This window comes from Pyrobaculum calidifontis JCM 11548 (assembly GCF_000015805.1).
Taxonomy (GTDB): Archaea; Thermoproteota; Thermoprotei; order Thermoproteales; family Thermoproteaceae; genus Pyrobaculum; species Pyrobaculum calidifontis.
This window is the reverse complement of sequence record NC_009073.1, coordinates 598017-612709: the sequence shown is the minus strand read 5'-3', so window position 1 is coordinate 612709 and position 14693 is coordinate 598017. Positions and strand designations below refer to the sequence as shown.

Annotated in this window: 15 protein-coding genes and 1 tRNA gene; 5 read left to right on the top strand and 11 right to left on the bottom strand. The window is 56.9% G+C overall.

All coding sequences use genetic code 11. The annotated features are described in order from the left end of the window. Positions 1 to 111: 111 nt before the first annotated feature. Both PCAL_RS03475 and trm10 read left to right on the top strand, forming a co-directional pair. Entirely contained in the window at positions 112 to 1266 is a 1155-nt protein-coding gene (locus PCAL_RS03475; protein ID WP_011849332.1) for a cobalamin-independent methionine synthase II family protein, read from the top strand. Further along, the gene (trm10, locus tag PCAL_RS03470; protein WP_011849331.1) at positions 1257 to 2258 is read left to right on the top strand and encodes a tRNA (adenine(9)-N1)-methyltransferase Trm10; all 1002 of its coding nucleotides are present in this window, start codon (positions 1257 to 1259) and stop codon (positions 2256 to 2258) included. Before PCAL_RS03475 ends, trm10 begins: the two co-directional genes overlap by 10 nt. Here the strand turns inward: trm10 and PCAL_RS03465 are convergent. From PCAL_RS03465 to PCAL_RS03430, 8 genes are all read right to left on the bottom strand, one after another. Beyond that, entirely contained in the window at positions 2255 to 2653 is a 399-nt protein-coding gene (locus tag PCAL_RS03465) for a hypothetical protein (protein ID WP_011849330.1), read from the bottom strand. The two genes, trm10 and PCAL_RS03465, sit on opposite strands and share 4 nt — an antisense overlap. 27 nt (positions 2654 to 2680) lie before the next feature. After that, positions 2681 to 3601, bottom strand: coding sequence for a dipeptidase (locus PCAL_RS03460; RefSeq protein ID WP_011849329.1), 921 nt, complete (start codon positions 3599 to 3601; stop codon positions 2681 to 2683). After that, positions 3601 to 3792, bottom strand: a complete 192-nt coding sequence (locus PCAL_RS03455) for a hypothetical protein (protein WP_193323060.1) — start codon at positions 3790 to 3792, stop codon at positions 3601 to 3603. Before PCAL_RS03455 ends, PCAL_RS03460 begins: the two co-directional genes overlap by 1 nt. Before the next feature lie 317 nt (positions 3793 to 4109). Then, positions 4110 to 6470, bottom strand: a complete 2361-nt coding sequence (locus PCAL_RS03450) for a hypothetical protein (RefSeq protein ID WP_011849327.1) — start codon at positions 6468 to 6470, stop codon at positions 4110 to 4112. Positions 6471 to 7067: 597 nt separating this feature from the next. Beyond that, entirely contained in the window at positions 7068 to 7304 is a 237-nt protein-coding gene (locus tag PCAL_RS03445; protein WP_193322866.1) for a hypothetical protein, read from the bottom strand. A gap of 715 nt (positions 7305 to 8019) precedes the next feature. Next, positions 8020 to 8670 carry a 7-carboxy-7-deazaguanine synthase QueE gene (locus PCAL_RS03440; RefSeq protein ID WP_011849326.1) on the bottom strand — a complete coding sequence of 217 codons (651 nt, stop codon included), beginning with the start codon at positions 8668 to 8670 and terminating at the stop codon, positions 8020 to 8022. Then, positions 8657 to 9082, bottom strand: coding sequence for a hypothetical protein (locus PCAL_RS03435; protein ID WP_011849325.1), 426 nt, complete (start codon positions 9080 to 9082; stop codon positions 8657 to 8659). Before PCAL_RS03435 ends, PCAL_RS03440 begins: the two co-directional genes overlap by 14 nt. A 20-nt stretch (positions 9083 to 9102) precedes the next feature. Then, entirely contained in the window at positions 9103 to 9249 is a 147-nt protein-coding gene (locus PCAL_RS03430; RefSeq protein WP_193322865.1) for a hypothetical protein, read from the bottom strand. Between the two features lie 263 nt (positions 9250 to 9512). Here PCAL_RS03430 and PCAL_RS03425 point away from each other — a divergent pair. From PCAL_RS03425 to PCAL_RS03415, 3 genes are all read left to right on the top strand, one after another. Next, positions 9513 to 9597, top strand: a tRNA-Leu gene (locus tag PCAL_RS03425). Between the two features lie 85 nt (positions 9598 to 9682). Beyond that, entirely contained in the window at positions 9683 to 11068 is a 1386-nt protein-coding gene (locus PCAL_RS03420) for an AAA family ATPase (protein ID WP_011849324.1), read from the top strand. Positions 11069 to 11170: 102 nt separating this feature from the next. Continuing rightward, positions 11171 to 11437 (top strand): hypothetical protein, encoded by a 267-nt coding sequence (locus PCAL_RS03415; protein ID WP_193322864.1) that lies wholly within the window; start codon positions 11171 to 11173, stop codon positions 11435 to 11437. Here the strand turns inward: PCAL_RS03415 and infB are convergent. From infB to speD, 3 genes are all read right to left on the bottom strand, one after another. Then, positions 11429 to 13207 carry a translation initiation factor IF-2 gene (gene infB / locus PCAL_RS03410; protein ID WP_011849322.1) on the bottom strand — a complete coding sequence of 593 codons (1779 nt, stop codon included), beginning with the start codon at positions 13205 to 13207 and terminating at the stop codon, positions 11429 to 11431. The genes PCAL_RS03415 and infB overlap by 9 nt on opposite strands. Before the next feature lie 125 nt (positions 13208 to 13332). After that, on the bottom strand, positions 13333 to 14241 hold the full coding sequence (locus tag PCAL_RS03405) for a hypothetical protein (protein WP_011849321.1): 909 nt from the start codon (positions 14239 to 14241) through the stop codon (positions 13333 to 13335). Between the two features lie 19 nt (positions 14242 to 14260). Beyond that, on the bottom strand, positions 14261 to 14641 hold the full coding sequence (gene speD, locus PCAL_RS03400; RefSeq protein ID WP_011849320.1) for an adenosylmethionine decarboxylase: 381 nt from the start codon (positions 14639 to 14641) through the stop codon (positions 14261 to 14263). Between the last annotated feature and the right edge of the window lie 52 nt (positions 14642 to 14693).

Below are 14693 nucleotides of genomic sequence, written 5' to 3'. Positions count from 1 at the left end.
AGACGCTACTTCATCTCCCCTATATTAACATTGATACGACTGTGGGCTAATCGGCCGGGGGGCGAGCGCGAAGGCCGTGTAGAGTTTTTAAAGGGGGGTTTACTTGCCCCTATGTCTCTGCCACGGGCGTTTATAACGTCGGTAGTGGGGTCGTGGCCGAGGCCCAGCTGGCTAATCGAGGCGTTTGAAAAATTTGAAAAGGGGCAGTTAGACCAGCAGACCTTCTCCCAGTACCTAGACGACGCCGTGAAGCTCGCCATTAGAGACCAGGAGGAGGCTGGGCTAGACGTGATAACCGACGGGGAGCAGAGGAGGACCTCCTTCGTAGCCTTTGTGGGACAGAAGCTCAGGGGGTTTAAGATCGTCCGCGTGGAGGAGCTACATCCAAACGCAAAGGAGATAATGAAGAAGTACAAGGCGCCTCTCACCCTGTGGAGACCCGTGATCGCGGGGTACATAGAGGACAGCATCATAGCCGTGGACGAGGTGGAGTACGCCAAGAAGGTCGCCACGAGGCCTCTCAAGGTCACCCTCCCGTCCCCCTACTTGATAATGTGGGAGGCTTGGCACCACAAGATCTCTGCGCCTTACTACCCGCGGCCCGAAGACGCCGCAGAGGCCTACGCCAAGGTGCTTCGGAGAGAGATCGCGCGCCTCATCGACAAAGGCGTGGCGTTTATACAGCTGGACGAGCCAATGTTGGGGGACTTAATAGAGGCGGAGCCCGACAAGCCGGATAGGTACAAGCAAGTGGCCTCCGAGCTCTATGGACAGCGGTACAGAGGCCTCAGAGACGAGATCCAGCTCGCCGTTGACTTGGTAAACGAGGTGGTGCAGGGCTACGGCACGTCGGTGAGGCTGGGGATGCACCTCGACAGGTGGCCCACTGAGGACTCCCCAGTGGTGGGCTATGAGAGGCTGGCGCCGCAGATCTTCGACATTAAGGTGCGGCAATACGTCGTTGAGTACAAGCACCCGAGGATGGGCAACCCCGAGGAATTCGCCAAGATACTGCCAAGCGACAAAGAGATAGGTCTAGGCTCGATAGACGTGAGAGACCCCAAGAGAGTTGAAACAGTGGAAGAGGTCGTGGCCCACGTGGAGAGAGTCGCGAAGTACGTAGACCCCACGCGGATTTGGCTAAATCCGGACTGTGGCTTCGCCCCAGGCATGTACAGGGCCTTCCCAAGGGCAGTGGCGCTGGAGAAGCTCAAAGTAATGGTAAAGGCCGCCAAGGCGCTGAGGGAAAAGTACTGGTGGGTCTAGCCGCGGATTCCCCCCGCGACCCCCACTTGACTCCCCTCTGGCGTATTTTCTTCGACGCACTGGCCTCACAGGGCGTTTCCTGCCTCTGTATCCCACGCCACTTTAAGTGTAGGGGGGAGCTGGCGCAGTGCGTGGCAGTGGGGGTGGCCATTGGGAAGTACCACGTGTGCAAGTCGCCGTGCAGGGGCTCCCCCCTTGGGGTGTGGAGCGGCGTGGAGCTTCTCCGCGCGGGCGGCGGCGCCGAGTGTCCGTGGACTCTTGCCAAGCAGTGCGCCGAGCCGATCAACGTGGATGTGTCTCTGCCAGAGGCGCCGCGCATAGTGATAGACCTCTCTCTGTGGGACGAACACACGCCTGGCGAAAAACACGAGCTTGTGGAACAGATCTTGGCAACGCTGGGGGTGGTGAGGGGGGTGCTCTGGGATGGCAATCTGTGGATTACCCACGCCCCGGCGGAGTTTGTGAGGCTATTGGAGCTACACGCGAGGGGCATGGTTCACAAGATGCGCATTGTGGAAGACATGCCGCCTCTCCAGTCGCCTGTGGTTTTAGACCCCGAGGGCCCCTGCCTATTCACAGAGGAGGTCGCCCGGAGCCATGTAGAGTTCATCATCGGCGGCATTGTGGACAAGGAACACGTGGTGAAGTCTGGCACAAGGCGGCTGGCGGAGCTCATAGGCGTAGAGAAGAGGTGCCGCATAGAGCTCAGGGGGTCCACCGTGGGGGTGCCCGACCGGATTAACAAAGTTGCAGAAATAGTGCTGAGAACCCTCGCGGGGCAGTCCCTCGAGGAGGCCATTCTAGCCGTGCAGGCGAAGCGGGACAGGGTGTACAGGCTTATGTGGGAGATACAGAAGAGGGGGCAGAGGGGGCCAGACGGCACAATTGAAATTTCCCCCGAGGCGCTGAGGGAGGCCAACTGGCTGGGGGCCTCCGCGGAGGAGGTAGAACTGGCCTTGAAAAAGGCCAGGGCAAAGGTGGCGCGGGGCTAAAACGGCTTAGCCACCATCAGCCAGAGCATTAAAACTAAGACAGCCGCCCACACGGGCACTAGGCGGTTCGCAAGTCTCACATATCGCTCAAGAGGCCACCGACGGACGGCATAGACGTGGAAGACCTCCAGCAGGCCCACCACTATCGCGATCCCCAGAGCCCAGTGTATCCACAGGGGGGACTTGGGGAAGCCGTAGAGGTACACCGCCATGGCCACCCCCGTGGCGAAGACCAAGGCGCCCGCCGCGGCCTCTAGGTGGACAAGCCTTTGATAGGACTTAGGCACTTCGCGGGGGCGCCACTCCCTCAGCACGAAATATGCCCCCGTGGTGAGGCCCGCCCACCCGACGATGCCTAAAACGTGGAGGACCAAGAGCACATCGCCGAGACCCATGCACCAAAGCCGTTTCAACCTTATAAGTTATAAGGCCCTCTTAAAGACTTGTAGCGCGTTTCTCCAAAACACGGCCTCTACCTCCTCTTTGGAAAAGCCGACCTCCACAAGCGCCTTGGCCAAAACAGCTACCTTGTCCACAGTCTCCAGCCCAGGAGGCGCCGAGGAAATGCCAAGGAAGTCTGTCCCCACGGCGAGTACCTCCACCCCAAACTTCTCCCTCACGTACTTGAAGTGCTTTACCAAGTGGTTGAGAGAGGGGGAGGGGGAGATAGTGGAGGGGATCAGTGTGAGGCCTATTACCCCGCCGTTGTCCGCCAAGGCCTTTAACACCTCGTCGTCGACGTTGCGCGGGTGGTCGTGGACGGCTTTTACGTTGGCGTGGCTTATTATCACAGGCCTCTTGGCCATGGCCAAGACGTCTAAAGCCGTGCGGCGGCTGGCATGGGCGAGGTCTATGACCACTCCCAGCCTCTCGGCCTCGGCGACGAGCTCCTCGCCGCTGGCGGTCAAGCCTCCGTCACGCTTGGCGTAGCAAGAGTGGCCCCACTTGTTGTCTAAATTCCACGTAATCCCCAAGACGCGTATGCCCAGCCTATAAAACAGCTTGAGGTCGCCAACGTCGTTTAACACGTCTGCGCCCTCCAGCGCCAGCATGAACTTAAGCGCGGGGGCCCAGAGGTCGCTTGCGCGCTCCACTATCCTCACGCCGTATCTCTCGGCGAGGGAGTAGTACACCTTCACCCCCTCCAGCGCCACTTGAGACGCGGCGGCCCACCTATCGTAGACGTGGACAAAGGGGAACACCGCGGCGACTACCACATCGGCGCCCGCCCTCCTCAGCTTAGGCAAGTCGCTCTGCCTTCCCTCCGCGTCCTCGTGAAACGGAGGGGGGTTGAGAGAGGTGAGAAAATAGTGTGCAATATCCTCGTGCAAGTCGACGAGCATCACTCCTCCAGCTCCTCAAGCAACGCGCGTAGCTCCTCTAGCGCATCCTCCACGAGGCTACAATCCCTCTCCTCCACAGCCGTCTCAAGCATCTCAATGGCGTCGCGCAGTCTCTCCGCCTTGGTGCGAGCCATGGAGGAGAAGGAGAGGGGTAAATATTTTATCTCCCCGAGGGGCTTGGAATCGGCCACACGCCAGGGCGGCTAGAAGCACCTCGCATTAGCCAGACACGTCCATGAACAGCGGCTCTCTAAGAAGCGCTATCGACAACCAGAGACGCAGTTCTTAGACACAGTCCAAGAGCCCACTAGTTTGTGACTAAAGTAAAGGAATTGAGACGCTTAGGCAAACGCGTCGGCGGATCGGCGGCGTTGCGTCGATACAGTTTTTCAATCAACGTGTCGTGTAGGCGGGGCAGAAGCCCCAGCCGTGCTGGGCTAGAGACGTAGCACATGTCGGCAGATGGCGACCTCCTCTGGCGCCGTCTTAGGCGGCCAGCGCTGTGCGCCTAGGCGCCTCTCACCCTGCGGCTTTCACACCACCTGTGTAGGTAACCCAGGCCTTTATAATGGACGAGGTAGAACACCGCGAAGGCCAACAGATAGAGGGGGAGGTCCAGGGGCTCGGGCAGGGGCAGAAAGCCCAGCGGAGGCGCCAGGGCTCGCCACGCCACAGCCGCCGCCACCACGAGGACGTGGCCCACCGCCACGGCTAATACGAGGAGCACCACAGAGGCCACCCTCTGCCCAAAGCCCCTCGCAAAAGTAGCCGCGTAAAGCACGGCCAAAGCCAGCGCCGCCAGCAACACCACAGGCGAGGCCAGCGATCCAACGCGGGGGCCAAAATACAACGAATCTAAGAGAGAGGAGGCAAACGCCGCAAGGTAGAGGGCCGGCGGAAAAATGCGGCGGCCGTGCGCCAAGTAGTAGGCAGAAAACCATGAAATCACAGACGGCGGAAGCAGATCGGGCACGGGAAAACGCAAGAAAAACAGTAGGTAAAGTGGAATGTTGAACAAATACCCTGTATATACGCCGATCTTCATAATAGTGCCATCTGGCGAAATCTGCACAGTGCCTTTTTCTTGTATGGCATTGACATAGGCGTCTAGTGCAATAGTTATGAAGGAGACGGTGGGAAACGACGAGGGAGCCTTTGCAAGATAATCTACGACGGCCTTTCCTAGATCGAGACCTTGCAGAATTATGGATGCCCACTCAATCAGCCTCGCCAACTGGCCTGTGGTACTTTGAGCATTTAAGTCGAACTGGCCGCCAGCGCTAAACTTCACAGGGTTACCATAATAATCTATACCTGTTATATTAATAGTAATTCTTCTATACCTTATATCATTTTCAACATTATTCCACTTGTATGGATTTATTGATACTACAAGTTTATGACCAGCTGAGCCGCTGAATACAAATTCCACTCTAGTCTTAAAAGAGACGCCTTTGAAGCCGCTGGACCACGGCATTACATCGTGATAGGATGCGTCAGCTCTGAGCCTTACAGTCGCATAATGGATCAACACGGCAGAGCTGGCGTTGGCCAGCTCCACGGGCCTCTCCACAAAGACATCTACTCGTGCACTGCCCTTAACTGGGTAGGCTGGGTAGTTGAAGGGGCCTATCGATATCGTGCCGCCGTACCCCCGCGTGTTTGTAATTATCCAGTGTAGGAACGCTGGGACTGTTAAAACTCCATCGAACTTGACGCCGCTGGCGGTGGATATGCCATACAGCCTGCCCATATAGAGCTGTCCCCAGTACACGTCGATGTAGTACCTGCCCTGGGAGTCCTTGCGCACAGCCTCTGGGTTCAAGAGGGCTGAGACGTAGATCTGTATGACGCTCGCCGCGTCTATGTCCACGTAGCCGGGGAAGTACAAATACGTATTAGACATGCGGTAGTTCCTCCGCTGAGACGTGGACATGTCGACATCTATGACGTTGGTATAATACGCGTCGTCTCTGATGATGTTTAGCTGGTTTCTCACGTAGAGGTATACCGTCGCCGAGACGGACCGCGTGACGTTGTCTTTGTTCTGGATGCAGAGCTGGTAGGTGGCTCTGCCGCCGGTTTCGCTGGCCCACAGAGCTGTCCCAAACGGGCCGCCAGTGTAGGAGATAACTCCGCTTGACGCCAGTGTCCCGTTTCTCTTAACCTCGTAGTAGTAGGTGCCTGGGTCCGTCCCCGGCCTAAAGTAGACTGCCACGTAGCTGGTCTCGCTGGGGACGTCAAAGTAGCTACACCTCAATTCGCCGGGCGACAGTTGCGCGCCGAAGAAGCTTCTTAGGCTGAACGAGGCCGCGTAGGAGATGGGAGAGGGCAAGGCGCCCACCTGGGCTAGCTCCACGGCGCGGCCCGCGGGGCTCCCAACCCACTGTCTCTCCACCACCTGGACCTTGGTGAAGTTCTTGGGAAGTGCGGCGGCAGCCAGCGGCTGTGCTGGCCTGTCTACGTCGGCTACGTCGACGATTAGCACGTGGCCTTCCGCGCCCCCCGCCTTGTACACGACGAGTAGTCCACGGGGCGTGTCCCGGGGCAACTTGGGAATTCCACTGCCCGGCTTGAAGCATATCAAGGTCTCGTTTTTCAAGACGCCGGGGGGCAGGACGCCCCTCTGTGCGACCAGCGAAATCGCCGCCTCGTTGCCGCGGGCAAGGGGGGCTGGCACAAAGAGGGCATCTACGCCCTCCACGTAGGCCTCCACGGGCTTCCAGCCGCCGTCCCACACCATGAACTGCACCAGCGGGCTACGCCCAGCAACGCCAAGCTCGCCCGCAGTGGCGCATACGTACTGCGCACCTACCTGCAACACGCCGAGCACTACCGAGGCAACGGTGAGCCACACGTGCAGCTTCACAGACCGTATTACAAGAGCGACTTGATAAGTTTTGCACTTTTAATCAAACTCTAAGAGCCGGTTCACCGAAGGACCCCGCCTTTAAGCCGAAGACCTTCGCCGTTCCCCACGGCGGATCCCGCCGATTGGCAGTATCTTCAATTTGCCTGCGCGCCGTGGTTAAGAGCGGAGGTTCAAGAGCGATACAAAAACGAACATCATTCAAATTGACACGGCGCGCTACAGCTGGAGCCGCCCCTGCCCACTGGTGACAGTTGAACTTGAGGAAGACATAAGATTCAGCGACCCCCCTCGCTTCCACACTGTCTACACTCGCTTTTAAACCGACGTCTGTCACGTGGTGGTATACATCTGTGTTTCAGGCCGAGGAAGTTGGCCAAGTTTTCCATGGAGAGAGGAGGAAGTGGGCAAGTGTGGTTGCTCTTATACGTCATGGGAAAATTCATTGGGGGAGGGAATGATGAGCGGATTGGCAAGGGCTCCTGCCCGAACCCATGCTAGCTGACACTCCCCTCCCCCTCTCCATATAAACTATTTGTAGGCTTAGAAAAATTTTTCCCGCCGACCTGATATTCTACTATTCATGACTCTGAACATTCACGAGTTGACAGTCGCCCCTGGCGGCTGTGCGCCAATTTCTAGCCTCGGCGGCCTCCTCCGGCCAGAGTTGCCCAACTTCGGCGATGCACCTAGCGAAAAGGGGCAGGGGGTATATGACATAGCGGCGGCCAGTATGTTCAACAGCTCTTTTACCGACTTCTCGCGTTGCTCATAGGCAATAAAGGTGGGTATCTCAACGTAGAGCGCATCTCTAAGCCGATTCTTGTTCAGCATGCCTGGGCTATATGCGCCTGCAACAAGCTCGCTCGTTTTAACTACGCCATATATGTACCCTCCTACCTTTTCGCCAGTCTATCGCCGAAGTTATGCAACGTCTGGCTAAAGGAGGTTACCGAAACTTTAATCAGCACACAACCGCCGCCAGGAGCGACTACCAACTCATGAAAGTTCAGAGTCATGAATAGTAGAGTATCGGGTCGGCGGAGAAAAGTTTATCTAAACCCACAAAGAGTTTACTAGAAAGAGGGGGAGGGGAGAGTCAGTGAGCAGGTCAACGGGCATCTGTCCCCTTAGTTCCCTCTCATCATCCCCTCCCCCGATGAGTTTCCCAGGAAATGGGACGTTTGCTTTACCGTCAGTCTCGCCCCCTCCACGTAAAATTTGGCCAATTCCCCCAAGTTAGAGCGTGGGTGCATATCACCGCGTGACAGACGACAGTTTAAAAACGATGTAGACAGCGTGGGAGTGATGTGGAGTTTACCGAAACACGCGCATTCTCCAGACCCAACTGCCACCACTGGGCAGGCACAACGGCGCCTATTTGAACAATCTAAATACATTTATGTACAGCCTTTGAATCCCCGCTTTTAACCACGGCGCGCCGTTTAGTTAAAGGCGCCGCCGACTCGGCGGAAATTCGCCGTAGAAAACAGCGAACCAATTCGGCCTAAGGGCGGGGCCCCGCGGGGAGTAGGCTTCGTAAGCCGCCTCACTTGCCCCTCGCGTTTCCCCACGCCACTATGTGGAGCCTCGGGGTTACCCTAAGGCCTGCCCTCACTGCCGCGTCCCAGATCCTCCTGAGGACCTCGGCGTGCTCCTCCGGCGTCTTCGACATGGGCATTAGCATAACTCTGTCTAGGGGGATCCCCCTCTCCCTTACGTAGGCCAGGGCCTCCTCCACGTCGGCCACGTCCGCCACTACGAATTTAAACCACACCTTGGGGCTCTTGGGGTAGAAGGGGCTCAGGGGGGCCTTCACCCCGGCGTTAGACAACTTGGGAGACACGTCGTAGAAGTCCGCACATGCGTCTAGCTCGGGCGTAGGCGCGTATACTCCGCTGGTCTCAACCTCCACCGCCCCAAGCCGCCTCAGCCCACAGACAAGCTCCTCGAGGCCCCTCCGCATCCACACAAGCGGCTCGCCCCCAGTCACCACCACGTGGCCCCTCACCCCCAGCTCCTCGGCGCGCCGCACGGCCTCCCCCGGCGACATCTCGACGCCCCCGTTGAAGTCCCAAGAGTACTCCGTGTCGCAGTACACGCACCTAATGGGACATCCGGCCAGCCTCACGAAGACTGCCGGCTTGCCCAAGTTGACGCCCTCCCCCTGCAACGAGGCGAATATCTCAAGGACCCTCACGGCGTAGGCCCATCTTGGCCAACTGCTCCAACACCGTAGATATGTAACGCTCGGCCCTAGATCTGTCAATACGCCGCTCTGCGTAGACGTGTTTAACCACCTCGTCATACCTCTTGTACAACTCGTTCAACTTCCTCCACGGCACGCCCCTGAGCCGCTCCGCCAGCTCCCAATCCATCGGCAGTCTGCCCTCAGCCATGAGACAGGCGATAATGGGATACCCCACATACCCCCTATACACAGTCCCATTGTCATCACTACTCACATACACCCCCCTCACAGCCACGTGGTACACCCTATCCCCCTCCGACGACACCACCTCACACACCCCCTCCCCCACCCTCTTAACTCTCCCATCCGCTAACGCCCCCAGCGCCTCCAACACCTTAACCCTAGGCGGAAGCCTAAGCACAGAAAAGAGGGATTGTGAAGTTAAAACTTTTGCAACCTCTCGCCCAGCCGCCCTCTCCCTAAATGGCGCATCGACTCAACCACAGCGAGATAGAAAACCCAGCTCTCAAGCTTCTCCCTCACCTTGTCGAGAGACTTGGGCCCCCAAGCCGCGGCCAACGCATCCACGGTATCTGCCTCACTGCGCGCCTCGCCGCCTCGGCGAGCTCATAGCGGCCGTCAACCTCATATGGCATTCTCAATAGCCCTAATAATCTCCGCATCGTCCATGGCCCTATCCAGATGAAGTTACGGCACAATAATTCTCAGAAACGGCCTGAAGCACATAAAGAGGCTACAACAACATAGACGTCTATATGCGCAGGCTGACGCCAACTAACAGCGCCTCACTACGGCGAGAAAGCTTAAAACCCCGTGTGTATTCACTATCGGCGGGGGTGCCCGAGCCAGGCCAAAGGGGCAGGGCTCAAGACCCTGTGGCGTAGGCCTACGTGGGTTCAAATCCCACCCCCCGCATACCCCTCCTATTCTCCATCGAAGCTTGCTCGTCCCCGGTGTCGCCGTTTAGTAAATTATTTTACGTTCTGGCAAACAATGCATTGTGGTAAGGCTTGTTGTAAAAGACTTTGGACCCTTCGGGGAGGCTGAGGTAGAGCTCAAGCCCTTGACTGTCTTCATTGGTAGAAACAGCGTGGGGAAGTCCATGTTGGCATATCTCATATGGGCGCTGACCCTGGCTATCCCACGTCCAACAAGACTTGAAAAAGCTATCGTTGATGCTGGGGGCAACAAGGCGCTGGAAGCTGTAATTGAGAAAGCTAAGCGTGGTGACGACTTTAAAGAAGAGCTTATGGAACTTATGAACATAGCAATCTATGTATTGCCCAAAGCTCTTGCACCAAGCGTAGAGGAGGCACTTAAGAAAGTCTTCACATTCGATCTAGACGAATTAGTTAGAGAGGGAGCAAACCACGCAACAATAACGCTTAAGGGGGAGAGGACTTCGATAGAAACTACTATCAATGGAAAAAATGTAGATGTTTCTATAAAAGGACCATCTATTGATGAATTTATAAGCGAGATCAAAACTTCGCAAAGAGAAGTAACGATTAGTTATGATAAAAGTCGCTTTACAATAAGTGTTCCACTAACAAGAACAAGCAGATTTAGTATTATAGAATTACTATACACGTTTGTAAGCGTTTATATAATGTTAACTCTCGGTGGACCGTTCAAACACCTTATCCCCTTACCCCTTCCCGTCGGACTTTTTCCCTTTCTTGAGCTCTTTTCTGCGCTTTTGCCTGATAGTCGCGCTGGAATATCCCGGACCCTTCTAAGGCCGTATATCCCGATAGCTATAACATACCCTGATAAGCAATACGTTGAACTATATTATGCATTAGCTGAATGGGTAGCTAAGGAAAGTATTGACTTAGCCGCTGTTAAGCCTCTGCTTTTAGAAATGGGATGTTCTGTTGAGCCTGTAATCGAGGAGGGAGTGTACACTATACACATCAAGACTTGGAGCGGCAAGCGGCTGAGGCTTCCACAGGCGCCGTCTGGAATAAGGGAGGTTTTAACGGTAGCCATTGCGCTTTCTTCAAGAGGGCCGCCACACGTGGTAATAATAGAGGAGCCTGAGGCTCATTTACACCCGCGGGCCCAGGGGGCATTGGCACGGCTTATCGCGAAGGCAGTTAATAGGGGTAAGCACGTGGTTTTGACGACGCACAGCGACTACATGCTCTATAGGCTGAACGACCTCATAGCGCTTTCGCGGTCCCCCGAGAGGGCGAGGGCCTTGGGATTCGCCGAGGATGAGGTGTTGCGCCCCGAGTCGGTGGCCGCGTACCTCGTCAAGGCGGAGGGGGACAGAGCGGTTGTGGAAAAGCTCGATGTTGGGCCGGAGGGATTCTCAGAGGATGAGTTCGCAAGCGTCGCCGTGGAGCTCGCCGAGGAGAGGGCGAGGATACTCTCTAGCTGAATGAGCGACACGTGCAGGCCCGAAAGAATCGACTTAGACGAGTTGCTGGTAATGGGCGGTCAGCAGCGCGCCGATTATTTACTCGTTGGATGGCGAGCTTTAATGGTCGTAGAAGAGGCTGAGGACGTAAGAAAACGCGACATAGACCAGCTGGTGGCCACTGTGGAAACAATTAGGAGGGGCTCTCTTGTTGACTACCAGGGCTTTGGGCTTATAGTGGCAGTTGCCCACGGGCATAGGAGGGTTGACCCCATGGTTCCCAAGATTGCGGCGGCACTGTCGAGAAAACAATCGAGGGAGGGTGTTGTATATCTCGTCGCCAACTGCGACCAACAGCTCGGCAGATTTGTTAAAGAGTATTTATGCTGACTTCTTTCTTGTCTTCAGGTACTCCTCTAAGGCCTCTACCTCGTCTTTTCTGAGGTACTGCTTGTAGCGGAATAGCCACTGTCTGGCCTGCTCGTCTGGGATATAGACGTAGAGCACGTCTCCCTCCTTTATCTGACGGCCCACTATGACGTCTCCCTGTATAGATATGGCCACCTCGTCGCCTGCCACAGCCTCTGCGACGGGTTTGCCCTGGCGCTGTATCTGCATTACCTTGCCCACTTCTCTGCCGTCTTTGGCCAAGGTGACGCCGGGCTTGAGCGTTCCGGCCAACACTTTCACGCCCACTATGGCCGGGTCGCTCCTCCTAAACACGTAGCCGGGGAGTATTTGGATTTTCGCGGGGCGGGTGAGCTGGGAGAGCACTTGCTCAACGGTCTTCGTCTTCACCTCGGTAGACCACTTGACGTACTCGTCGAATATGCGGTAGAGGATTTCCCCGCGTATTATCTTCACTCCAGAGGACTGGGCCTCGGTCTCCACCTCCGGGGGCACTTTCACGTTGAAGGCCAGGATTGCTCCGTAGGCGGGGTTCTTCCTCCTGCTCAGCACCGCCTCCACCACGTCCTTGTGCGTAGGCGGCCCCACGTCCGCCTTTCTGACGGGGACTCCCTGCTGTCTTAAGAAGAGTATTATGCTCTCCAGAGTGCCGAAGGTGTCTGCTCTAACGATTACGCCCTCCTTGTCCGACTCTATTTTGATCTCCGCTATCTCCTCCCCCACGCTCTTAAGCGCCTCGGGGAGGTCCTTTGGGTCCCACACGGCTAGAAGCGGGGCGCCCGCCACCACGCCCTCAAGCCCCTCCGCCACTACCCTCACGCCCGCCGCCGCCTCCACCTCTTGCACAGCCATGAACTTGTCCTCGGGGTCCCGCATCTCCTCCAGCGACTTCGGCATTATGAGCATCCTCACCTTGGCCTGCCGAGACCCGTCTAGCCCCGCCGTGACTATCACGTCGCCCTTCCTCAGCTTGCCGTCGTACAAAATGACGTCGGCCACGACCCCGAGGCCCCTCTCCTCCTTCACCTCCATCACGACGCCGCGCGCGGGGCCGTCTCTGACTTGGAGCTTCTCCCGCGGTATAAACCGCTGGCTAACCCCAGCAAGCACCAGGAGCAGGTCGGCCACCCCCTCGCCGGTGACCGCGCTCGTGGGGACAATCGGCACCTGCTTCGAGAAGTCTCTCACTCTGTCATACCGGTCGGCGTCTATGCCGAGGTTTGCGAGTTGCGTTATCAACTTGCCTATCTGCTCCTCCAGCGTAGCCACCGCGTGCCACTCCTGCTCCTCAACCGCGAAGAGAAACGGGCGGTTTTCCACAGACTTCCAGCCATAGATCCGGTCCAGCTTATTTGCAGCAATTACGAAGGGGACCCCCCTGCTCTGGATAAGCTTAAGCGACTCCACACCCTGGTCCTCCAAACCCGACGTAATGTCTACCACAAGTATGGCCAAGTCGGCCACTGACCCGCCCCTCTTGCGCAAGTTCGAAAAGGCGGCGTGGCCCGGCGTGTCAATGAAGAGGAAGCCGGGTATCCAGATCCTCCCCCTCAGCTTCAGCCTATCCACGAGGGGGCCCGCGAACTTCTCCACAGCCGGCCACGGGACAAGGCTCATGCCAATATGTTGCGTGATCATGCCCGGCTCCCTATACGCCACAGAGGTGCCCCTAATCTTGTCCAACAAGAGGGTCTTCCCCACATCCACGTGCCCCATCACAACCACGAAAGGCGACCTAATCTTCTGTTGCATATATCTCCTCGACGTCTGGGTTTAAAGGTTATTTCCCTAACGCCACGTTTGCTATCAGTCTCGGCTTGCCTTATGCCTGCTGAGTTCACCCCTAGTCGGGAGGCGCCCCATCGGGGGTGGACCCGTTAATATTTCCATTTGTCCTGGACGTACTTGTCCTTCAAGAGCTTGTATGCGGCGTATTCCTGGCCTAGGTAGAAGGCGTGGTCTGGGTGGAGCATTGTTGCCTCGCGTTTCACCGCTTCGTCGGATATTTCCACTTCTCTGAGCAAGACGCCCCGAGCGTCGTAGTGGCGGAGCGCGTCGGGGGAGAGGACGAAGTTGCCGTGTGGGTCGTACACGTCTCGTTTGTATACGTCGAGGCGGGCGGCGGCTAGGGCTTGGCCTATGTGCCGCTTTTGTATAAACGCAGGCGTGGCTATTAGCACGTCGTGTTTTCCGAGGCCGCAGGGCCACTCTTCGACTATGTCGCAGGGGGCCGCCGAGTATACGCCACCGTGGCCGCTGTGGAGCGCCAGCACATTGTACAAGGCGTCGCGGCTCTCTACGCCGTATGTTAATATGTAGTGGATAGCCTTGACTCTGAGGGCTTCTAGGTCTGTGTCGTAGAGGACGTGTAGCCCGAGGTAGGGCATCCTCTTCTCTGGCCGCTGTATTTCGATGGCCGCGTTGGGCCTAGCTGGCGCCTCCCTCGGCCTATAGGCCTCTTCGACTGCGTGTCTGAGGTCTTGTTCGCTTCTCCAGCGGAGGTCTACCACCGCCACGTTCAAGCCCTCGACGTAGTGGCAGGGCACTCTAACCGCCTCGGTGCAGGCGCCGCGTAGAGTCTGGACTATCAGCTCCCCCGCGCCCGTGAAGTCGGGGCCGTACACCACCACTGTGTCTACATAGTTGAGGCGCTCGTAGAGTGCCTTTACTACATAGTTCACGGCGTCCGCCGTATAAGCCGTGCCCACGTAGGCCGCCCTCTTTTTTATATCATCGGCGATGGCGCCTTCGTTTAGCCAAAGTAGGAGTATGAGGACATTAGACACGAGGGAAAAAAGGAAGAGGCTATTTGTAAGACCTGTCGGAGTAGTTGACTGTGAAGCGCTTTGGGTTTAGCTGGGAGACTATGTACCGGAAGGCGGCCATTGGGTCAGAGTGCTCGCCGCATGTATACACGTCCACGGTGGCGAAGTTGTAGACGGGCCACGTGTGAATTGCTATGTGGCTCTCGAGCACTAGCGCTATTACGGACACGCCCTCCTTGTCGCCGCCCTTGAACTTCCACGAGTTGACCTCTACTAGGTGCATGTTTGCGATGTGTGCCGCCTCTATTACAATGCGCCTAAGTCGCTCCTCGTCTTTTAGGAGACTTTCGTCAACGCCGTACAGCTCCCCGTAGACGTGTCTTCCAACCACCGGGGTTTGTACCTGGGCTGTCGCCTGCATTTCGCGTGCGCCATAGCGACCCCTATATAAACTTTTCGGACACAATGATATA